Here is a 20,290-nt window from a genome sequence, read left to right as displayed (position 1 = left end):
GATCCAGGCTCAGGCCGTCTTCATCTGTGGCTTCGGCGGCGGTGCCGCGGTGCGGCGCGTGACCCGTCCCCAGGCCCAGAACCCCAGCTCGACCACCCAGAACACCAGCAGCGCAGCGGTCACCACCAGCACGGGGACCGCCAGAAACACCAGGGAGGGCACCGCGATCAGCAACCAGCCGAGCACATCGACCGCACGCGCCCCGCGTAACCGGCTGCCGAGGCGAACCGCCGCCCACATCATCCAGCGTCGAGGCACCGATACCCCGGCCTCGTGCAGGCTGCGCCGGAATATCCCGTCGGCATCAGCGAGTCCGACTTCGCCTGTGCGGCAGAGATAGTCGTGCAGGATCGCGGCTCTGGTGTAGGCGCCGTAGCGCGGGATCAACCACACCAGCGCACGCGGTACCGAAGCGAAGTCGGTGCGGAATCCGGCGGGCACCGTGAAGGTTTCGACCGCGCCCTGATAGGTGAGCGGTTCGGTGAGCCGCCAGAATTTCGCGTCGAGTTCCTCGACGACCGGACCACCACCGATGAATGCCACGACCGTTCCTCTCGCACCACTACCTGCTGTTATACAGAAATGGTATCGCTCGGAGGTCGCTCAGCCGCGTGGTTGCGAACTCGGATCGAAATCGCCGCTCGGCCGATACTGTTCGGCACCGTACGGCAGGCGGTAGCCGTCGAAACCGTCGCCGAAATCGGCTGGGCGCAAGTCTCCGAGCAGTCCGGCAGCACCGGAATTGAGATCGGCGGCCGGGTGCAGTGCGGCGAGAAACAACAGCACGAGCGCAGCGAGGAACGGCTGGATCAGCAGGGCGAGATCGGTCCCGACTTCCGCTGGCAGCGCGACGATCTGGCCGATCACCGGATCGTCGGGACGCGGATGACGCACGCCCGCAACCCATTCCCCGATCCACATCATCAGCGCCGCGCCCAGCCCCGAGGCGACCAGCATGCCGACGACGAGGGCGGGCCCGCGCGTGATCCGCACCCGCCATGCCCCGACCGCGCTCACGACCGCGACCACCGCGCCGATGCACAGGAACATCCCGACCGCGTCGAACAGGTGCAGACTCTCGCCGGTGAGCACGGCGGCGCGACCGGGCTGGGTCACCCGCAACCGCTCGGTCGGTGCGAGCAGACCCCACACCACCCCGGCCACCGCACTCGCCACCAGCACCACCGCGATGACGACGCCGACGCCGATCACCTCGCGACGCAAGACCTCCGGGCGTTCCCCGCAGCCGAGCACTAGCGGCGTTCCAGCTGTGCCGATTCGATGACACCGTGCCGCGAGCACTTGGCCCACCAGCCATCCGGGCTGATCTGCACGATCATCCGGCGACCGCACTGCTCGCAGAATCGCGGCGGTTCGAGACCGAGCGCGGCCGACGCGGGCATCGCGTCGTCGAGCCCGGCCACGATCCGCTTACCCGTGAACGGGTTGTAGCGCTCACTGTCGAGTCCGGGCACGATCGGCTCACGCTGCACCGGGTTGTCGCGCTCGTCCAATGCTGTTACCGCCTCTGTGAAGTGCGACTCGACGGCCGCGACCTGGGTCGATACTCGATCGTACACAGCGTTTCAGAGGGTATCGTTGAGCGCCTTGATCGGCATGCTCAGCTCACCGAGCAGATCGAGATCGGACTCGGCGGGACGTCCGAGGGTGGTGAGGTAGTTGCCGACGATGACGGCGTTGATCCCGCCGAGCATGCCCTGCTTGGCACCGAGGTCGCCGAGCGTGATCTCGCGACCACCGGCGAAACGCAGGATGGTGCGCGGCATCGCGAGCCGGAACGTGGCGATAGCGCGCAGCGCGTCGGCGGCGGGCAGTACCTCGAGGTCACCGAACGGGGTGCCGGGTCGCGGGTTGAGGAAGTTCAACGGGACCTCGTCGGGGCTCAGCGCGGCCAGCTGCGTGGCGAACTCCGCGCGCTGCTCGATGCTTTCGCCCATACCGAGGATGCCGCCGCAGCACACCTCCATGCCCGCTTCGCGCACCATCCGCAGGGTCTCGAAGCGCTCCTCGTAGGAGTGGGTGGTGACCACCTTGGGGAAGTGCGACTTGGCGGTCTCGAGATTGTGGTTGTAGCGGTGCACACCCATCGCGGCGAGCTGGTCGACCTGCTCCTGGTTGAGCATGCCGAGCGAGCAGGCGACCTGGATGTCCACCTCGTTGCGGATGGCCTCCACACCGGCGGCGACCTGGGCCATCAGGCGCTCGTCGGGACCGCGTACCGCGGCGACGATGCAGAACTCGGTGGCGCCGGTCTTGGCGGTCTGCTTGGCCGCCTCGACCAGGCTGGGAATGTCGAGCCAGGCCGCGCGCACGGGCGACTGGAACAGGCCCGACTGCGAGCAGAAGTGGCAGTCCTCGGGGCAACCGCCGGTCTTGAGGCTGATGATGCCCTCGACCTCGACCTCGGGGCCGCACCACTTCATCCGCACTTCGTGGGCGAGCTCGAGCAGCGCTTCCAGGCGATCATCACCCAGGCGCAGCACCTCGACGGCCTGCTGCTCGGTGAGGCCCTCGCCGCGCTCGAGCACCTGCTCACGGGCGATGGCCAGAATATCGGTCTGGACGGGTGCCTGTGTCACGACGTGATGTCCCTTCGACGGGGGTGTGCGCACGAGCCGTGGGTGTGGTCCACCCGGCGTGGCCGTGCAACTTGAACGGTGTTCAGGATAGGGTAGCGGCTACGAGTGAGTCACGACACTCGGGTCGGAAATTCGGACGGAAGGACGCGCGTGCAACTGCGGAAGACGGATGTGGTCGACGCCGCCGTCGCGATTCTCGATCAGTACGGGCTCGCCGACCTGACGATGCGCCGGCTCGCGGGCTCGCTGCAGGTGCAGCCGGGGGCGCTGTACTGGCACGTCAAGGACAAGCAGACCCTGCTCGGTGCGGTGGCCGACCGGATTCTCGCCCCGATGGACGAGCCGATCACCGCCACCGAATGGCCCGCACAGCTCACCGAGCTGGCGCATCGACTGCGCGACTGCCTGCTCGCCTATCGTGATGGCGCCGAACTGGTTTCGGCCACCTACGCTTCCCGCCTGACCACGAGCAAGGCGCGTGAACGCCTGGCGGGCATCGTCATTCGTGCCGGAATGACCAGGGAGGAAGCCGATCTCACGGCCTACACCCTGCTCTATTACGTGCTGGGCCAGACCGTCGACGAGCAGTCGCGCATGCAGATGGACTCCGTCGGCGCGCTGCCCGAGGACAACACACCGTTGCTCGACACCCCTGATCCCACCGCGCGATTCGACTTCGGCTTGCAACTGTTCATCGCGGGCGTGCGCACCATTCTCGGTGCCCGCGTGCGCTGATCAGGGCGGATCGTTGCGATTGGCTTCCTGATAGCGGCGCACGAACGGCAGTACCTGCGCTTCGATGACCTCGTTGTATTCGCGGGGTCGCTGAATCGGATTCGCATGCTCGATCCGATTCGGCCGCACCACCGACAGGGTGCCGTCGACGCCGCCGGAATGTTCGATCAGCACCTGGTGCGAATACTCCACGTCCACCACGTCATCGCGCGACCCGTCGCGGGGCCGGATGAACACGATCGCCGGGTTTCGCTTGTCCGGATTCGGCTTGCCGAGCGCCCGCAGATCCGCGGCCCCGCCGCCCGCGACGATCGCCAGGAACTGCGCTTCGATCAACCCGTTGCTGGCGGCATCACGAGAGAAGATCTTGTCGCGCAATACCTCTGCCGACGCCCGGCTCATGGCGCGGTAGTCGATATCGAAGTACAACCCGTCCCGCTGCGCGAAACGTTCACGCCGAGCCCACATCTCGACCACGAAGCGCAGCAGCCTGCTCTCCCTCGCGCCGGGTAGCCCGCCCACCCACCGCACCAGATCGGCACCGCGACTGCGACTCTCGGGTCGAACCGCGTCCAGATCCATCGGCGTGCAGTCCAGCACGACCGCGACCAATCGCCGATCGCTACCCAGGTGGATATGCCGCGCCACTTCGAGCGCGATGATCCCGCCCATACTGTGACCGACCAGCACGATATTGCGCACATTGCCGTATCTGGCAGCCCGCACGATCATCTCGGCGATGACCTTGGTATCGATACCCGCGTTGTCGTAGCGCACGGCCCACACGACCCCGAGGCGACTCAACGCGGGAAGTGCCGCGGCGGTCGGTAGCGCATTGACTCCCCCGAGCCCGACCAGGTCGACGACCGCGGTATCCCAATCCCGCGCGTCAGTGGGCAGATGGGCGGGCAGTAATTCCGGCGCGGTCTGCGCCAGGCGCGCACGCTCGGGGACGACATCGTGGACCCAATACTGGCCGAACACGATCATCGCTACCCCCAGCACCGCGATGATTCGCAGCACCGCCAGTCTGGTCCGGCGCCAGCGACGCCAACCGTGTCCGAGCCGGGTTTCGCGCAACCGTTCCCGCCGCCGCGCATCGTCGAAATCCGCGACGGTAGACGGATGCCGATCGAATGACGACATCCCTCCACTGTAGGGACCGCCGAAACCAGCTGCTTCCGGTCGTCATTGCGAGCATCGCTGCGCAGTGCACTATCGACGTCGGCTTCGCCGGTCGGGCGGTGATTTCCCGGACGACTCGTACCGCTGCGCGTAGCGCGTGGGTGGTTCACCGAAGATCTTGCGAAAGTCGCGGCTGAGGTGCGGTTGGTCGGCGTAGCCCAGGTCCGCCGCGAGTGCGGCCCAGTCGATCTCGACGCCGTCGGCGAGCCGCGCCGTGACTTCCTGCAGGCGGTAGCGGCGGATCACCCACTTCGGCCCGATGCCGACATACTCGGCGAACAACCGCTGCACGCGGCGAATACTGAGCCCGCAGCGCGCCGCGAGCGCGTCGACCGTGGTGATGCCCGCGTCCTCGGCGATCATCGCCACCATCCGTCCCGCGTACTCAGCCGCCGGGTCGGCGACGGGCAGGTGCGCGCGGAGATGGCATTCGACCGAAACGACATCCACCGGATCAGGCACTTCCGGGCCGAAAACCGTTGCCGCGTCGACTACTCGATCCCGCAGGTTCGCTACCGGACCATCGAGGAAAGGACCGAACATGCCCGGCCGGAAGGCGACGCCGAATACCGAACCCGAGCCGGTGAGCTCGCGGTAGACGTGCGAGGAGGAGGGCCCGTGCAGTTCGGCACGACCGTCACGGAACGTCAGGTGGACGTTCGGCAGCGGTGCGACCAGCTGCCGATACGGCCGCTCGTAATCCCAGGTGACGACCCAGTACCGCTCGACATATCGCGCCAGGTCACCCGACGGCGCGATGAACGTATGGCGCTGCGACAGCTGCGAGGCGCCGCCCAGTTCGCGGGGGTCGCGTTCCACCCGGCGAGTCTATGTCGCGTTTGTTCAAGACAGCGCCCTCGTCGCGGTGGTTACCTCGGTACATGTCCGAAACCGAACGTGTCGCGCGCGCCGCGACGACCTTGTCGAAGATCATCCGCACCGTGCAGCCGAGCCGGCTCGCCGACCCGACACCCTGCGCCGAGTTCGATGTCCGAGCCCTGCTCGATCACCTGCTGTTCTGGGGACCGTCGCTGGTCGGCGCCGCGCGCAAGGAAGCAGTGGCGCCGGCCGAATCCGCTGTCGATCGCACCGCGGACGACTGGGTCGCGGCCCTGGACGCGCACCTCGACGAGCTCGCCACCGCGTGGCGTGACCCCGCCGCATGGCAAGGCGTCACCTACATGGGCGGACCCATGGAACTTCCCGCACCGCTGGTCGGTGGGATGGTGGTCGGCGAACTGGTCGTCCACGGCTGGGACCTCGCCCGCGCGACCGGCAGCACGCCACACTGGGACGACGACCTGCTGCGCGAGACGTACAACGACACCGCCGCCACCGCCGATCAAGGCCGTGAGATGGGTATCTACGGCCCGGAGGTCCCCGTCGCGGCCACCGCCCCGCTCCTCGACCGCATCCTCGGCCTCACCGGACGCGACCCCGCCTGGCCATCGGCCGTCGTCACGCCGTAGGCCTTCCCGGTCAATTGCTCTGCACCGACTCCCTGGTTTCGATCGGACTCGCGGCCCGCTGTCGCGGCACCGTCACCGTGCCGACCGGGCGCCCGGGGAACCAGCGATACATCGCGGCCGCTCCGCCAAGCCCCGCCACCGCGAGCGCGCCCGCCGCCGCACCGAGCACCGTCACCGCGCTGATCGCGCCGACCGCGATCGGGCCCGCGAACATCCCGATGTCAGGTAGGTCTGTCTGGCCAGACCCCACACCGCACCCGAAGCACCATTGATCAGTAGCCCGACCGCGAACACCGTGATATTCGGCGCGAGGATGGCCACGAGCAGGCCGAGCGCACAGGTCAACGAGCCGAGCGCGATCGCCTTGCGCTCGCCGGTGCGCGCCACCAGCCACCCCTCGGGCAGATCGCCGAGATTGAGCCCGAAGCCCATCATGGCGACCACCACACCCGCCGTTGCGACCGACGCGCCGAGTTCGAGTGCGTGCAGCGGCAGCATGGGAGCCGCTGCGCCCGAACCGATTCCGTAGATGGCGGAAGGAACGAACACCGCCAGCGCCATGGATCGCAGCTGAGTCACGACGCCACCACCGACCGTCGAGTCCTGTTCCGGCTACAGCCCACCGTCATCCGGCCAGTGCGGCGCTACGAGCGAACTGACTCTCCGGGCGCGCGAGCCCGAAGTGGTCGCGCAACGTGGTCCCGGTGTATTCGGTGCGGAACAGCCCGCGCTCCTGCAGGATCGGCACCACCGTTTCGGCGAACACCTCGAGCCCACCGGGGTAGTACGGCGGCATCACATTGAAGCCGTCTGCCGCACCCTGGGTGAACCACTCCTCGATGGTGTCGGCCACTTGCTCGGGCGTCCCCGCGAACACCCGGTGTCCGCGCGCACCCGCCAGCCGGTGCAGCAGCCCACGCAGGGTCGGCCGTTCCCGCTCGACGATCCCGGCCACCACCTGCAATCTGCTGCGCGCGTTGTCGGTGACATCCCCCGCCCCCGCGAACACTTCCACCGGCACCGGCTCGTCGAGCGCGAGGGTGCGCAGCGAGGTGCCGGTGATCGATTCGAGCTGCTTGATCCCGTATTCGGGCACCGTGAGCTCGTTGAACTCGCGTTCCAGGCGCAACGCGGCGGCCTCGGTGCCGGCGATGAACGGGCTGATTCCCGGCAGGATCTTCACCTCGTCGGCGGTGCGCCCGAACTCGGCGGCCTTGGACTTGATGTCGGCGTAGAAGGATTGCGCGTCCGAAAGCCGTTGATGCGCGGTGAATATGGCCTCCGCGTACTTCCCGGCGAAGGCGCGCCCCTCGTTCGAGGCCCCGGCCTGCACCAGCACCGGTCGTCCCTGCGGCGTCCGCGCCGCATTGAAAGGCCCACGCACGCTGAGGTGTTCACCGACGAAGTCGATCGGATGGATCTTGTCCGGATCGGCATACACACCGGCGGCCCGGTCGAGCACGATCGCATCGTCTTCCCAGCTGTCCCACAGCCCGACCACCGCGTCGACGAATTCCCTTGCGCGGGCGTAGCGTTCGGCGTGATCCGGGTGCCGTTCGAGCCCGAAGTTGGCCGCGGCCAGGTCGGTTCCGGTGGTGACGATGTTCCAGCCCGCGCGTCCGCCGGAGATGTGGTCGAGCGAGGAGAACAGCCGCGCCAGATTGTAGGGCTCGTAATAGGTGGTCGACGCGGTCGCGATCAGGCCCAGATGTGTTGTCGCCGCGGCGATCGCGGTGAGCAAGGTGATCGGCTCGAGGCCGGGCGCGGCATTGTGACGCACGTCGGTGCGCAGGGCGGGACCGTCGGCGAAGAACACCGCGTCGAGCTTCGCCGCCTCCGCGGTGCGCCCGATCTCCTGGTAGTAGGAGACGTCGTAGATGCGGTCGGGCCTGCTGCCGGGATGGCGCCAGGCGGCCTCGTGGTGCCCGGACGGGTAGATGAACGCGTTGAGACTCAGTTGACGCGGTGCACTCATGACGCCTGTATCACTTTCTCGAATTCTGTTGTGTCGACACCGAGCCCGGTCAGCAGCGCTTCGCGCAGCCGGACGAACTCCGGGTGCGCGTGCCTGCGCGGGCGCGGGGTCTCGATGCGCTGATCGATCGTGATCCGGCCTTCGTCGAGAACCAGCACCCGATCGGCGAGCAGCACGGCCTCGTCCACATCGTGGGTCACCAGCAGCACGGCGGGCCGGTGCCGCTCGCACAGCGCCTGCAGCAGGGCGTGCATCCGAATCCTGGTCAGCGCGTCGAGCGCGCCGAACGGTTCGTCGGCCAGGAGCAGTTCCGGCTCACGCACCAACGATCTGGCCAACGCCACCCGCTGTTGCTCACCGCCGGAAAGCTCACGTGGCCAGGCCTTCTCGCGCCCGGCCAGCCCGACCTCGGCCAATGCCGATCGTCCCCGCTGGTCCGCGTCGCGCCCGGTCAACCCGAGCACCACATTGTCGAGCACCCGCGCCCACGGCAGCAGCCGCGAATCCTGGAACACCACCGCGCGTTGCGTCGGCACCGTGAGCTCGCCGGAACCCGGTACCTCGGAATCGAGTTCGGCCAGCGCCCGCAACAGCGTGCTCTTGCCCGAACCACTGCGCCCGAGCAGCGCGACGAACTCACCGCGCCGGATCTCGATATCGATGCCGTTCAACACGATTCGCGTGCCGAAGCCGCGGGTGAGAGCGCGGGTGCGGACGACGACCCGCTCGTCGGAGCTCAGTCGCCCAGTGTCTGTCGCCATGCCAGCACCTTTCGTTCCGTTGCCCGCACGGCGAGGTCGCCGAACAGTCCGAGCAGTCCGTAGATCACCAGACCCACGACGATCACGTCGATCTGGCCGTAGGTGCGCGCCTGCGTCATCAGGTAGCCGATGCCGCTGGTCGCGTTGACCTGTTCGACCACCACCAGCGCCAGCCAGGAAATCGTCACCGCCAGCCGCAACCCGAGGAAGAACCCCGGTAGCGAACCCGGCAGCGCGATCCGCCGCAGGAAGCCCCACCGCGACAGCCCGACCGTCTCGGCCAGTTCCACATAGCGCGCGTCGACGCTGCGCAGGTAGGCATGGGTGTTGATATAGATCGGGATGAGCACACTGGTGGTGATCACGATCAGCTTCATCTGCTCGCCGATCCCGAACCAGACGATGAACAACGGGATCAGAGCCAGCGTCGGGATCGCCCGCTTGATCTGCACGGGACCGTCGACCACCGCCTCACCGAGCTGGCTCAGGCCCGAGACCAGCGCGAGCACCACACCGATCGCCACACCGAGGACGAGGCCGATCACGGCACGCTGCAACGAGGTCAGCAGGTTGGACTGCAACCGGCCGTCGGCGATCAGCTCGCCAGCGGTCTGGGCGACCGTCCACGGTGCGGGCAGTGTCTCCGGGTCGATGGCGCCGATCGCGGAGCCGACCACCCAGGTGCCGATCAGCAGGGCCGGTCCGAGGGCGAAGCCGAACCAGATGGGCTTGCCGGGTCCCAGTCTGCGCCTGCCCCGCCCGCGCGGCGCGAGCGCCTCGGCCGGGGCCTTGCTCGCCCTGATCCGGCGCAGCACGCCGGCGTCGAGGGTGGCCATCAGCCCGCCGCCGGCGCGAACGCCGCCCCACTGGCGGTGACGGCCTCGGTGACCGCGGCATCGAAGCGCAGGTCGAAACCGTCGACGGCCTTGATCTTCTTGGGCAGTTCACCCACGGCGTCGATCGCGTCGATGGTGCTCTGCTGCCGGGCGATCAGCTGCTGGTCCAGGTGCGGGAACGTGAAGGTGCCCAGCGATTCGACGATCCGCTTGGCATCGTCGGCGCTGACCTTCTGGCTGTCGACGTAGTAGCGGGTCGCCCATTCCTCGCGATGGGTGTTGGTCCACTGCCAGGCCCGCACGAACGCGCCGACCAGGGCGCGGGTCGCGGCGGCCTTCGCCGGATCCTGGACCACCGCCCGACGCGCGTACACATAGGCCAGGCCGCTGTAGATGCCCGTGGTCTCCGAATCCGGGACCAGCGAGGCGCCCTGGGTGCGGAGGAACCTGGTCACATTGGGCTCGATCAGCGGCGCGACATCGACCTGACCGGTGCGCACCGCGTCCGGGAATTCGGCCAGCTGCAGCCGGACCAGCTCCACATCGGTGGGCTTCAGGCCCGCCTTGGTGAGCGCCTTCAGCACCGACGCCTGCTGGGCGGTGCCCTCGGCGTAGGCGATCTTCTTACCCTTCAGATCTGTGAGCTTCGAGATCGAACGGCCCGGTGCGACAGCGAGTTTCATCGCCTTCGGGTTGGTCTGATAGGCGCCGATGATCGGCACGTCCTGCCCCGCGGCCAGCGCGTGGATCGGCGGCACATCACCGACCTGACCGACATCGGCCGCGCCCGCCCGGAAGGCCTCGAGAATGGCCGGACCACCGACGAAGTTCGCGAACTCGATCTTGAACGGCAGCTTGTCCAGCTCGCCGGACAGCCGCAGCGCCGATTGCAGACGTTCCTGCTGATCGGCGACGACGAGTGTGGTCCCGGGCGGAACCTCGGTCGGCAGCGGCGCGTCGGGGGTGCCGACCGGTGCGTCGTTGCCCTGTGCGCAGCCGGTCAGGCCGAGCGTCGCAACGGTTGCCATCGCGAGCAGTGCGGCGGTGGCGCGGCCACGCAGGCCGGGTCGAAAGGTGTTCGGTCGGTACATAGCGGAATTCAAGCAACCGCGATCACCCGCAAACACCCTTAGCGTTTCCATGATTCGAAGGGCCCGGCTCCTCGTTGGCACTGAGTGCCGCGTTAGAGTTCGGGCGTCATCCCCGGCGGGTGCGGGAATCCGGTGTCACTCCGGAACGGTCGCGCCACTGTGATCGCCTCGCGGCGAAAGTCAGACCTCCCTCGCCGGGACACCCTCTGAAAGGGCCGCGCCTTGCCTGTGGAGAATTCCCGATGATCCGTGCCCGGATCTCGCTCGCACTGCCCCTGATCGGGGCGTTGTTGCTGGCGGCCATGATCGGTGCCACCGGATTCGGTGCGGAGATCGTGCCCGTGTCCGCGGTGCTCGACACCCTCATCGCCCGGCTCACCGGCGCGACACCCACCGATCTCGGCATCGACACCATCGTCTGGCAACTCCGGGTGCCACGCACGCTGCTGGCAGCGGTGGTCGGCGCCGGATTGGCACTGGCCGGTGCGGCGATGCAGACGCTGGTGCGCAACCCACTGGCCGACCCCTTCCTGCTCGGCGTCTCCTCCGGCGCCGGTGTCGGCGCGGCCGCGGTCATCACCTCCGGATTGTTCGCCGGTGCGGGCATCTGGGCGCTGTCGGGCGGTGCGCTGCTCGGTGCATTCGGCGCCGCGACCCTGGTCTTCCTGATCGCGTTCGCCCAGGGCGGTCTCACCCCGCTGCGGCTGGTGCTCACCGGCACCGTGCTCGGTTCGGCGTTCGCCGGGTTCAGCAGTTTCCTCGTTTTTCGCAGCACCGATCCCGCGGCGGCGGAGTCGGTGCTGTTCTGGCTGCTCGGCAGCCTCGCCGGTGCCGATTGGACGACCATCGCCCTGCCATTGACCGTGGTGCTGGCCTGCGGCGCGATCCTCATGGCGAGCGCGGGCTGGCTGGACGCACTCACGCTCGGCGCGGACACCGCGTCGTCGGTCGGCGTCCCGGTGCGACAGCTGCGCATCGGCCTGTTCGTGCTGCTCGCGGTGCTCGTCGGGGTCCTGGTCGCGGTGTCGGGCGGCATCGGCTTCGTCGGCCTGGTCGTCCCGCACGCCGCCCGGATGATCGTCGGCCCCCGCCACCGCAACCTGCTCCCCACCTGCGCGCTCGGCGGTGCGCTGTTCCTGGTGGTCGCCGACGCCGCCACCCGAATACTGGTGCGCCCCACCGAGATCCCGGTCGGCGTACTCACCGGCCTCATCGGCGCTCCGACCTTCCTGCTGCTGATGGGCAGACGCCGCTACCAGTTCGGTGCATCATGAGCGGCCGCCTACCCACGTTCGGCCGACGGGCACAACGGCGACCGACGCCGACCGCAGACACCTGCGCCCCGGACAATCGGGAGCCGAACCGCACCGCCCACCGACCAGAGAGCCTCGGACTTCCTGCGACGGAGCCCGATTCGCTTGCTCGGGCCGATCCAGGCCGATTGCGAGCAGTCGGGCTCACCTGTACGGTCGGCCGACGCAACATCGTGGTCGGCGCGGAATTTTCGATCGGGGCCGGGGAGACCGTCGGAATTGTCGGGCCCAATGGCAGCGGCAAGTCGACATTGCTGCGCGTACTGGCGGGGGTGCGAAAGCCAAGGCAAGGCAAGGTGCTCGTCGACGGGCACGTGCTGCATTCTCTCCGACCTCGACAGCGCGCCGCGACCGTGGCATTGGTGGCGCAGGACGAGGCCCCGCCCGCCGACATGCTGGTCGGCGAGGTAGTGGCCTTGGGCTTGACCCCTTATCTGCCGCCATGGGGCCTCGGTGGTCCGCGCGAACAGCACCGTGTGGCACAGGCCTTGGCGGCAGTCGACCTCGACGGCTTCGCCGGCAGGCAGGTGCAGCAGCTCTCCGGCGGCGAACGGCAACGGGTTCTGTTGGCACGGGCGCTGTTGCAGGACACCCCGGTCCTGCTGCTCGACGAACCGACCAACCATCTCGATGTCACCCATCAACTCGAACTGCTCACCCTGATGCGGAAACTGAACCGGACCGTCGTCGCCGCCCTGCACGATCTGTCCCTGGCCGATCGCTACTGCGATCGAATCATTGTGCTGCACAACGGTTCCGCCCGAGCACCGGCACCACCGGCCCAGGCGCTGACACCCGATGTCGTCGCCGAGGTATTCGGTGTCGACGCCACGCGCGTCCAGCACCCGCTGACCGGCGAAGACCACCTGTTGATCACCCCGCGAGAGGCGCGATGATGAAGAACCACGGCCGGATCCTGGCCACCACTGCCCTTGCCGCCGTTCTGACGGCCTGCACCGGCGCCACCACAGAGTCCGCGACGACGGTCCCGATCCTCAACTGCGGCAAGGAATCCCAGTTCCCCGCCCCGGCACAGCGCCTGTTCGTCAACGACGGAAATCTCATCTCGATGGTGCTCGCGCTCGGTGCGCAGGACCAGGTCGTCGCGGTCTCGAGCATCCAGCGCGACGTTGACACCCTGCGTGCGCACTACGGCGCCGACATCGTCGACGGCCTGAAATCCGTTGCCCCCGAGTACCCCTCGCGTGAGACGGTGCTCGCCCAACGCCCGGACGTCATGGTCGCCGGCTGGAGCTACGGCTACGACGAGGCCAGCAACCTCACCCCCGCGTCACTGCGCAAGGACGGTATCGCCGCCTACGTCCTCACCGAGAGCTGTCGCCAACTCGACGGCGCCGCCGCACGCGGCACCGTCGAACCATGGACCGCGTTGCGCACCGACCTGACCGACCTCGGCACGATCACGGGCCATCCCGACCGCGCGCGGGAGGTCACCGCCGACCTCGACCACCGGCTCGCCGCCCTGACCGCCGCCCCGAAACCGGCGCGAACCCCAACGGTGTTCCTGTTCGACAGCGGCACCGACACCATCTACTCCAGCGGCAAATACGGTGCGCCACAAGCGATCCTCGAAGCCGCGGGCGCCCGCAACATCCTCGACGATGTCGACGACACTTGGACCAAGGTCTCCTGGGAGCGGCTCGCTGCCGCCGACCCGGACGCGATCATGTTCGTCGACTATCCCGGCCAGAGCTACGAGCAGAAGGTCGAACTGCTGCGTTCCAAGCCCGGTATCAACGGTCTGCGCGCGGTCCGCGACAGCCGGTTCTTCAACTTGCCGTACGCGCTGTGGACGAGCGGGCCACTCAATATCGATGCGGCCGAACAGATCCGCAAGCAGCTCGAAACGTGGAACCTCGTCCCCGCCTCTGGTATCACACCCCGCGCAGACGACGCCGTACGTTGACCCCGGCCAGGCGCCGGTCCAGGCTGTGGCTGACTCGCGCTGCCGGTAGACCGTCGCACCGGGCGGAACTCAGTCGGTCGTGCCCCGCTCGGCGAGCGCCACCAGTTTCGTCAGCGCCATCTGCCAGCCGATTTCGTTCTCCGCGGGACTGAGCCCGGGCGGAACCCCCTCGTGCAGTACCTCGAGGTGGGTGCCGCCGTCAGCGTCTGTCAGGGTGAAGGTGATGGCCTGCGCCCCGGTCATATGCGGCTTCTCCGTGACGAATTCCAGCACCTCGACCACTTGCTCATCCGAGGTCAGCGAGCGGAACGTCCCGAAGTAGGCGTCGTGCTGCTGGCGCACGGTTCCCGCATCGTAGTTCCCCGTCTCGTCCGCGTCGTTGGGCTCGTCATGGGTGAGGGTGATCGAGAACGATCCGCCCTCCACCGGCTCGAACCGATGCACATCGACAGTTATCCCGTCGGGCATCATCCAGGCAGCCACCGCGTCGCCATCGAGCAGCAGACGGTAGACCGTCGAACGAGGCGCGTTGATCTGCGTGCCGATCCTGGTGGTCGTCGCCATGGCTTTCACGATAGCCGCCCTGCCGACGCCAGCCGGTCAACCACCGGAGCTACGCGCCAGTGTCTGCAGTGGGTCGGTCAGCACGTCGGCGAACGCCAGTTCAGCGGCCCCGATCAGCGGGGCGTCGTCGGCCAGCGCCGAGGTCCGCAGCCGGACACGTTCGCGGACCGCGAGCAGTCCGTTCACGGCCAGCCTGCTGCGGACCTGGGCGGCCGAGCCGAGGTAGATCTCGCGCAGCACCCCGCCGAACACGACCATCGTCGGGTTGAAGATGTTCACCAGGTTGGCCACCCCGTTGCCGAGCCAGTCTTCGATGGCGCAAGCTCGGCTGGCGCCTCGATCAAAGTCAGGTCCTGGAACTTGTGGAGCAGGTCCGCGACGTACGCAACGAGTTGATGCACTTCGCCACCGATCCGCTGTCCGCGGGTCAGGAGGCCGCGGTGCACGGTCTGTTTGGAACTCCTGCGTACCGCGGAATCCAATCCCGAACCGGGACACTATATTCCGGGAACGCAAAAATGCCCTCCAACCGAAGTTGGAGGGCCTTTCGCAATGATGTTCCGGCAGTGTCCTACTCTCCCACACCCTGTCGAGTGCAGTACCATCGGCGCAGGTGGCCTTAGCTTCCGGGTTCGGAATGGGACCGGGCGTTTCCCCACCGCTATAACTACCGTAACTCTATGAAACCAGACAGCGCTCCCCGAAACACCGAAACCCCATTCTCATGGGACCCGATGATCAGGTTTGCTGCAGTGCCTGTTGTTTCAGAAACCGCACAGTGGACGCGTAACACCTTTGTAGTAAGCCCTCGGCCTATTAGTACCAGTCACCTACACCAGTTACCTGGCTTCCAATTCTGGCCTATCAACCCCATGGTCTGTAGGGGGCCTTAACCCATCAAGTGGGAGAGAAACCTCATCTTGGAACAGGCTTCCCGCTTAGATGCTTTCAGCGGTTATCCCTTCCGAACGTAGCCAACCAGCAGTGCTCCTGGCGGAACAACTGGCACACCAGAGGTTCGTCCGTCCCGGTCCTCTCGTACTAGGGACAGCCTTCCTCAAGTTTCTTACGCGCGCGGCGGATAGAGACCGAACTGTCTCACGACGTTCTAAACCCAGCTCGCGTGCCGCTTTAATGGGCGAACAGCCCAACCCTTGGGACCTACTCCAGCCCCAGGATGCGACGAGCCGACATCGAGGTGCCAAACCATCCCGTCGATATGGACTCTTGGGGAAGATCAGCCTGTTATCCCCGGGGTACCTTTTATCCGTTGAGCGACACCGCTTCCACTTGCCGGTGCCGGATCACTAGTCCCGACTTTCGTCCCTGCTCGACCTGTCAGTCTCACAGTCAAGCTCCCTTGTGCACTTGCACTCAACACCTGATTGCCAACCAGGCTGAGGGAACCTTTGGGCGCCTCCGTTACATTTTGGGAGGCAACCGCCCCAGTTAAACTACCCACCAGGCACTGTCCCTGAACCAGATCATGGTCCGAGGTTAGAAGTCCAATACGATCAGAGTGGTATTTCAACGACGACTCCACCCGAACTAGCGTCCGAGCTTCACAGTCTCCCACCTATCCTACACAAACCGTACCGAACACCAATACCAAGCTATAGTGAAGGTCCCGGGGTCTTTTCGTCCTGCCGCGCGTAACGAGCATCTTTACTCGTAATGCAATTTCGCCGAGTCTGTGGTTGAGACAGCAGAGAAGTCGTTACGCCATTCGTGCAGGTCGGAACTTACCCGACAAGGAATTTCGCTACCTTAGGATGGTTATAGTTACCACCGCCGTTTACCGGGGCTTAAATTCTCAGCTTCGCCCATGACAGGCTAACCGGTCCTCTTAACCTTCCGGCACCGGGCAGGCGTCAGTCCGTATACATCGTCTTACGACTTCGCACGGACCTGTGTTTTTAGTAAACAGTCGCTTCTCTCTGGTCTCTGCGACCCCACCCAGCTCAGGAAGTAAATTCCGTCACCAGATGTGGTCCCCCTTCTCCCGAAGTTACGGGGGCATTTTGCCGAGTTCCTTAACCACAGTTCTCTCGATCGCCTTAGTATTCTCTACCTGACCACCTGTGTCGGTTTGGGGTACGGGCCGTGTACCAGCTCGCTAGAGGCTTTTCTCGGCAGCATAGGATCACTGAATTCCCCTCAACGGGTACGCATCACGTCTCAGGCTACATGTTGTGCGGATTTGCCTACACAACGCCCTACACGCTTACACCAGGTATTCCATCACCTGGCCCAGCTACCTTCCTGCGTCACCCCATCGCTTACCTACTACAGCCGGGGTCCTGTGCAGCCGTCATCCCCCTCGCCCGAAGGCTCAGTAAGACAACATTTGGACAGTTAGCACAACTGATTCAGCATTGGGCGCGGATACACGGGTACGGGAATATCAACCCGTTGTCCATCGACTACGCCTGTCGGCCTCGCCTTAGGTCCCGACTCACCCTGGGCGGATTAACCTGGCCCAGGAACCCTTGGTCATTCGGCGGACGAGTTTCTCACTCGTCTTTCGCTACTCATGCCTGCATTCTCACTCCCGTGGCCTCCACAGCTAGTTCACACTGCTGCTTCCACGGCCACAGGACGCTCCCCTACCCATCCACACACCTGGCCCTTACCAAAAGTAAGGACGGGTTATTGTGTGAATGCCGCGGCTTCGGCGGTGTACTTGAGCCCCGCTACATTGTCGGCGCAGGATCACTTGACCAGTGAGCTATTACGCACTCTTTCAAGGGTGGCTGCTTCTAAGCCAACCTCCTGGTTGTCTAAGCGACCCCACATCCTTTTCCACTTAGTACACGCTTAGGGGCCTTAGCCGGCGATCTGGGCTGTTTCCCTCTCGACTACGAAGCTTATCCCCCGCAGTCTCACTGCCACGCTCTCACACACCGGCATTCGGAGTTTGGCTGACTTCGGTAAGCTTGTGGGCCCCCTAGGCCATCCAGTAGCTCTACCTCCGATGTGAAACACGTGACGCTGCACCTAAATGCATTTCGGGGAGAACCAGCTATCACGGAGTTTGATTGGCCTTTCACCCCTACCCACAGCTCATCCCCTCAGTTTTCAACCTAAGTGGGTTCGGGCCTCCACGACGTCTTACCGTCGCTTCACCCTGGCCATGGGTAGATCACTCCGCTTCGGGTCCATAATGTGCGACTAGAGTTCGCCCTATTCAGACTCGCTTTCGCTACGGCTACCCCTCGACGGGTTAACCTCGCCACACACCGATGACTCGCAGGCTCATTCTTCAAAAGGCACGCCATCACCCCACACACTCAAGAGTGCGAAGGCTTTGACGGATTGTAAGCGCACGGTTTCAGGTACTATTTCACTCCCCTCCCGGGGTACTTTTCACCTTTCCCTCACGGTACTAGTCCGCTATCGGTCACCAGGGAGTATTCAGGCTTACCGGGTGGTCCCGGCAGATTCACAGCAGATTTCACGGGCCCGCTGCTACTCGGGTATCACTCACGAGAGCCAAGAAGTTTTCGTTTACCGGGCTATCACCGTCTATGGCAGGCCGTTCCAGACCATTTCAACTAACCACTTGGTTTCTTACTCTCGCCCAGTCCGGCAGAACTGAGAAGAATGACCCCACAACACCGCATACACAACCCCTGCCGGGTATCACATGTACACGGTTTAGCCTCATCCGCTTTCGCTCGCCACTACTCACGGAATCACTGTTGTTTTCTCTTCCTGTGGGTACTGAGATGTTTCACTTCCCCACGTTCCCTCCACACACCCTATATATTCAGATGCGGGTAACACGACATCACTCGTGCTGGGTTTCCCCATTCGGAAATCCTCGGATCTCAGCTCGGTTGACAGCTCCCCGAGGCTTATCGCAGCCTCCTACGTCCTTCATCGGCTCCTGGTGCCAAGGCATCCACCGTACGCTCTTAAACACTTACTAACAAAGATGCTCGCGTCCACTGTGCAGTTCTCAAACAACACACCCGCATCGGATTGAATTCCTGACCTACTCGACAGTTACCTGCCGGCGGTTTCGAAGGAGATCCGAGCGGATCGTTTGTTTTGCCATGAAAAAACACATTCGCGTGTTCTTTCAGGACCCAATAGTGTGTCGGTATACCCATCGCGGACGATCACTGAGGACCATCCGTATGCGATGAAAGCTGTCAGTGTTCCACCCATGAGCTCCAGCCGGACCACGAATGGGTCCGAAACTGTCTCTGCCAACCACTCACCAACCTCTGTTGGGAATGCGCTGGAGAATTGCTCCTTAGAAAGGAGGTGATCCAGCCGCACCTTCCGGTACGGCTACCTTGTTACGACTTCGTCCCAATCGCCGATCCCACCTTCGACGGCTCCCTCCACAAGGGTTAGGCCACCGGCTTCGGGTGTTACCGACTTTCATGACGTGACGGGCGGTGTGTACAAGGCCCGGGAACGTATTCACCGCAGCGTTGCTGATCTGCGATTACTAGCGACTCCAACTTCACGGGGTCGAGTTGCAGACCCCGATCCGAACTGAGACCGGCTTTAAGGGATTCGCTCCACCTCGCGGTATCGCAGCCCTCTGTACCGGCCATTGTAGCATGTGTGAAGCCCTGGACATAAGGGGCATGATGACTTGACGTCGTCCCCACCTTCCTCCGAGTTGACCCCGGCAGTCTCTCACGAGTCCCCGCCATTACGCGCTGGCAACATAAGATAAGGGTTGCGCTCGTTGCGGGACTTAACCCAACATCTCACGACACGAGCTGACGACAGCCATGCACCACCTGTACACCGACCACAAGGGGGCCTACATCTCTGCAGGTTTCCGGTGTATGTCAAACCCAGGTAAGGTTCTTCGCGTTGCATCGAATTAATCCACATGCTCCGCCGCTTGTGCGGGCCCCCGTCAATTCCTTTGAGTTTTAGCCTTGCGGCCGTACTCCCCAGGCGGGGTACTTAATGCGTTAGCTACGGCACGGATCCCGTGGAAGGAAACCCACACCTAGTACCCACCGTTTACGGCATGGACTACCAGGGTATCTAATCCTGTTTGCTACCCATGCTTTCGCTTCTCAGCGTCAGTTACTTCCCAGAGACCCGCCTTCGCCACCGGTGTTCCTCCTGATATCTGCGCATTTCACCGCTACACCAGGAATTCCAGTCTCCCCTGAAGTACTCTAGTCTGCCCGTATCCCCTGCAAGCTTAAGGTTGAGCCCCAAGTTTTCACAGAAGACGCGACAGACCGCCTACAAGCTCTTTACGCCCAGTAATTCCGGACAACGCTCGCACCCTACGTATTACCGCGGCTGCTGGCACGTAGTTGGCCGGTGCTTCTTCTACAGGTACCGTCACTTGCGCTTCGTCCCTGTCGAAAGGGGTTTACAACCCGAAGGCCGTCATCCCCCACGCGGCGTCGCTGCATCAGGCTTTCGCCCATTGTGCAATATTCCCCACTGCTGCCTCCCGTAGGAGTCTGGGCCGTGTCTCAGTCCCAGTGTGGCCGGTCACCCTCTCAGGTCGGCTACCCGTCGTCGCCTTGGTAGGCCGTTACCCCACCAACAAGCTGATAGGCCGCGGGCCCATCCTGTACCGATAAATCTTTCCACCTTCAGACATGCATCCGAAGGTCATATCCGGTATTAGACCCAGTTTCCCAGGCTTATCCCGAAGTACAGGGCAGATCACCCACGTGTTACTCACCCGTTCGCCGCTCGTGTACCCCGAAGGGCCTTACCGCTCGACTTGCATGTGTTAAGCACGCCGCCAGCGTTCGTCCTGAGCCAGGATCAAACTCTCCGTTGAAGACTCTCGAAAACACCCCGGAGGGTGCAATCAAAATTATCTAACTAGAGTC

19 protein-coding genes, 3 rRNA genes and 1 riboswitch are annotated in these 20,290 nt (G+C 64.8%); of the genes, 5 read left to right on the top strand and 17 right to left on the bottom strand.

Annotated features, from left to right (window positions below):
* Positions 1–9: 9 nt before the first annotated feature.
* The 4 genes from ACTWPB_RS17530 to bioB all read right to left on the bottom strand — a co-directional run bounded on the left by ACTWPB_RS17530 (position 10) and on the right by bioB (position 2,600).
* Positions 10–543, bottom strand: a complete 534-nt coding sequence (locus ACTWPB_RS17530) for a DUF1353 domain-containing protein (RefSeq protein ID WP_446221706.1) — start codon at positions 541–543, stop codon at positions 10–12.
* 60 nt (positions 544–603) lie between these two features.
* The gene (locus tag ACTWPB_RS17525) at positions 604–1,224 is read right to left on the bottom strand and encodes a DUF2567 domain-containing protein (RefSeq protein WP_446221705.1); all 621 of its coding nucleotides are present in this window, start codon (positions 1,222–1,224) and stop codon (positions 604–606) included.
* Between the two features lie 29 nt (positions 1,225–1,253).
* The gene (bsaP, locus tag ACTWPB_RS17520) at positions 1,254–1,478 is read right to left on the bottom strand and encodes a biotin synthase auxiliary protein BsaP (protein ID WP_446226389.1); all 225 of its coding nucleotides are present in this window, start codon (positions 1,476–1,478) and stop codon (positions 1,254–1,256) included.
* Positions 1,479–1,586: 108 nt separating this feature from the next.
* The gene (gene bioB, locus ACTWPB_RS17515) at positions 1,587–2,600 is read right to left on the bottom strand and encodes a biotin synthase BioB (protein WP_446221704.1); all 1,014 of its coding nucleotides are present in this window, start codon (positions 2,598–2,600) and stop codon (positions 1,587–1,589) included.
* Between the two features lie 150 nt (positions 2,601–2,750).
* Here bioB and ACTWPB_RS17510 point away from each other — a divergent pair, with 150 nt between their 5' ends.
* Complete coding sequence (locus tag ACTWPB_RS17510) at positions 2,751–3,335, top strand: TetR/AcrR family transcriptional regulator C-terminal domain-containing protein (protein ID WP_378957473.1); 585 nt, start codon at positions 2,751–2,753, stop codon at positions 3,333–3,335.
* Here ACTWPB_RS17510 and ACTWPB_RS17505 read toward each other — a convergent pair whose 3' ends face one another.
* Both ACTWPB_RS17505 and ACTWPB_RS17500 read right to left on the bottom strand, forming a co-directional pair.
* Positions 3,336–4,481: an alpha/beta fold hydrolase gene (locus ACTWPB_RS17505; protein ID WP_446221703.1), complete on the bottom strand. Its 1,146-nt coding sequence runs from the start codon at positions 4,479–4,481 to the stop codon at positions 3,336–3,338.
* 69 nt (positions 4,482–4,550) lie between these two features.
* On the bottom strand, positions 4,551–5,339 hold the full coding sequence (locus ACTWPB_RS17500) for a DUF6597 domain-containing transcriptional factor (RefSeq protein WP_446221702.1): 789 nt from the start codon (positions 5,337–5,339) through the stop codon (positions 4,551–4,553).
* Between the two features lie 62 nt (positions 5,340–5,401).
* Here ACTWPB_RS17500 and ACTWPB_RS17495 point away from each other — a divergent pair, with 62 nt between their 5' ends.
* Positions 5,402–5,989 (top strand): TIGR03086 family metal-binding protein, encoded by a 588-nt coding sequence (locus ACTWPB_RS17495; RefSeq protein WP_446221701.1) that lies wholly within the window; start codon positions 5,402–5,404, stop codon positions 5,987–5,989.
* Between the two features lie 10 nt (positions 5,990–5,999).
* On the opposite strand, the gene ACTWPB_RS17490 is transcribed toward ACTWPB_RS17495, so the two are convergent.
* The 6 genes from ACTWPB_RS17490 to ACTWPB_RS17465 are packed head-to-tail and all read right to left on the bottom strand — an operon-like array spanning position 6,000 to position 10,652.
* The gene (locus ACTWPB_RS17490) at positions 6,000–6,164 is read right to left on the bottom strand and encodes a hypothetical protein (protein WP_446221700.1); all 165 of its coding nucleotides are present in this window, start codon (positions 6,162–6,164) and stop codon (positions 6,000–6,002) included.
* A complete protein-coding gene (locus tag ACTWPB_RS17485) occupies positions 6,161–6,568 on the bottom strand; it encodes an MFS transporter (RefSeq protein ID WP_446221699.1) in 408 nt (135 codons plus the stop codon). Before ACTWPB_RS17485 ends, ACTWPB_RS17490 begins: the two co-directional genes overlap by 4 nt.
* Positions 6,569–6,614: 46 nt before the next feature.
* Entirely contained in the window at positions 6,615–7,964 is a 1,350-nt protein-coding gene (locus ACTWPB_RS17480; RefSeq protein WP_446221698.1) for an LLM class flavin-dependent oxidoreductase, read from the bottom strand.
* Positions 7,961–8,725 (bottom strand): ABC transporter ATP-binding protein, encoded by a 765-nt coding sequence (locus ACTWPB_RS17475; RefSeq protein WP_446221697.1) that lies wholly within the window; start codon positions 8,723–8,725, stop codon positions 7,961–7,963. The genes ACTWPB_RS17480 and ACTWPB_RS17475 overlap by 4 nt, the downstream gene beginning before the upstream one ends.
* Complete coding sequence (locus tag ACTWPB_RS17470; protein ID WP_446221696.1) at positions 8,701–9,561, bottom strand: ABC transporter permease; 861 nt, start codon at positions 9,559–9,561, stop codon at positions 8,701–8,703. Before ACTWPB_RS17470 ends, ACTWPB_RS17475 begins: the two co-directional genes overlap by 25 nt.
* Positions 9,561–10,652, bottom strand: a complete 1,092-nt coding sequence (locus ACTWPB_RS17465; RefSeq protein WP_446221695.1) for an ABC transporter substrate-binding protein — start codon at positions 10,650–10,652, stop codon at positions 9,561–9,563. Before ACTWPB_RS17465 ends, ACTWPB_RS17470 begins: the two co-directional genes overlap by 1 nt.
* Before the next feature lie 77 nt (positions 10,653–10,729).
* Positions 10,730–10,876, top strand: a riboswitch (cobalamin riboswitch).
* An 18-nt stretch (positions 10,877–10,894) separates the two neighbouring features.
* On the opposite strand from ACTWPB_RS17465, the gene ACTWPB_RS17460 reads away from it, so the two are divergent.
* The 3 genes from ACTWPB_RS17460 to ACTWPB_RS17450 all read left to right on the top strand — a co-directional run bounded on the left by ACTWPB_RS17460 (position 10,895) and on the right by ACTWPB_RS17450 (position 13,892).
* Complete coding sequence (locus ACTWPB_RS17460) at positions 10,895–11,926, top strand: FecCD family ABC transporter permease (RefSeq protein ID WP_446221694.1); 1,032 nt, start codon at positions 10,895–10,897, stop codon at positions 11,924–11,926.
* A 167-nt stretch (positions 11,927–12,093) separates the two neighbouring features.
* Positions 12,094–12,861 (top strand): ABC transporter ATP-binding protein, encoded by a 768-nt coding sequence (locus ACTWPB_RS17455; RefSeq protein WP_446221693.1) that lies wholly within the window; start codon positions 12,094–12,096, stop codon positions 12,859–12,861.
* Positions 12,861–13,892 (top strand): ABC transporter substrate-binding protein, encoded by a 1,032-nt coding sequence (locus tag ACTWPB_RS17450; RefSeq protein WP_446226388.1) that lies wholly within the window; start codon positions 12,861–12,863, stop codon positions 13,890–13,892. The genes ACTWPB_RS17455 and ACTWPB_RS17450 overlap by 1 nt, the downstream gene beginning before the upstream one ends.
* 69 nt (positions 13,893–13,961) lie before the next feature.
* Here ACTWPB_RS17450 and ACTWPB_RS17445 read toward each other — a convergent pair whose 3' ends face one another.
* From ACTWPB_RS17445 to ACTWPB_RS17425, 5 genes are all read right to left on the bottom strand, one after another.
* Complete coding sequence (locus ACTWPB_RS17445) at positions 13,962–14,456, bottom strand: SRPBCC domain-containing protein (protein ID WP_446221692.1); 495 nt, start codon at positions 14,454–14,456, stop codon at positions 13,962–13,964.
* 36 nt (positions 14,457–14,492) lie between these two features.
* Positions 14,493–14,954 carry an ROK family protein gene (locus ACTWPB_RS17440; protein WP_446221691.1) on the bottom strand — a complete coding sequence of 154 codons (462 nt, stop codon included), beginning with the start codon at positions 14,952–14,954 and terminating at the stop codon, positions 14,493–14,495.
* A gap of 60 nt (positions 14,955–15,014) precedes the next feature.
* Positions 15,015–15,131: ribosomal RNA gene (rrf, locus tag ACTWPB_RS17435) — 5S ribosomal RNA — on the bottom strand.
* Positions 15,132–15,252: 121 nt separating this feature from the next.
* Positions 15,253–18,387 (bottom strand): 23S ribosomal RNA (locus tag ACTWPB_RS17430).
* A 334-nt stretch (positions 18,388–18,721) separates the two neighbouring features.
* Positions 18,722–20,238: ribosomal RNA gene (locus ACTWPB_RS17425) — 16S ribosomal RNA — on the bottom strand.
* Together the 16S, 23S and 5S rRNA genes form the textbook arrangement of a ribosomal RNA operon.
* Between the last annotated feature and the right edge of the window lie 52 nt (positions 20,239–20,290).

It is taken from the genome of Nocardia sp. IBHARD005 (assembly GCF_052814245.1).
This window is presented reverse-complemented; position numbering and strand designations above follow the sequence as displayed.

Bases quoted from the DNA above. Each gene is read 5' to 3' on its own strand.
- ACTWPB_RS17470 (WP_446221696.1), bottom strand. From the start codon at position 9,561: ATGGCCACCCTCGACGCCGGCGTGCTGCGCCGGATCAGGGCGAGCAAG.
- ACTWPB_RS17460 (WP_446221694.1), top strand. From the start codon at position 10,895: ATGATCCGTGCCCGGATCTCGCTCGCACTGCCCCTGATCGGGGCGTTG.
- ACTWPB_RS17465 (WP_446221695.1), bottom strand. From the start codon at position 10,652: ATGTACCGACCGAACACCTTTCGACCCGGCCTGCGTGGCCGCGCCACC.
- ACTWPB_RS17450 (WP_446226388.1), top strand. From the start codon at position 12,861: ATGAAGAACCACGGCCGGATCCTGGCCACCACTGCCCTTGCCGCCGTT.
- ACTWPB_RS17445 (WP_446221692.1), bottom strand. From the start codon at position 14,456: ATGGCGACGACCACCAGGATCGGCACGCAGATCAACGCGCCTCGTTCG.
- ACTWPB_RS17505 (WP_446221703.1), bottom strand. From the start codon at position 4,481: ATGTCGTCATTCGATCGGCATCCGTCTACCGTCGCGGATTTCGACGAT.
- ACTWPB_RS17495 (WP_446221701.1), top strand. From the start codon at position 5,402: ATGTCCGAAACCGAACGTGTCGCGCGCGCCGCGACGACCTTGTCGAAG.
- ACTWPB_RS17475 (WP_446221697.1), bottom strand. From the start codon at position 8,725: ATGGCGACAGACACTGGGCGACTGAGCTCCGACGAGCGGGTCGTCGTC.
- ACTWPB_RS17480 (WP_446221698.1), bottom strand. From the start codon at position 7,964: ATGAGTGCACCGCGTCAACTGAGTCTCAACGCGTTCATCTACCCGTCC.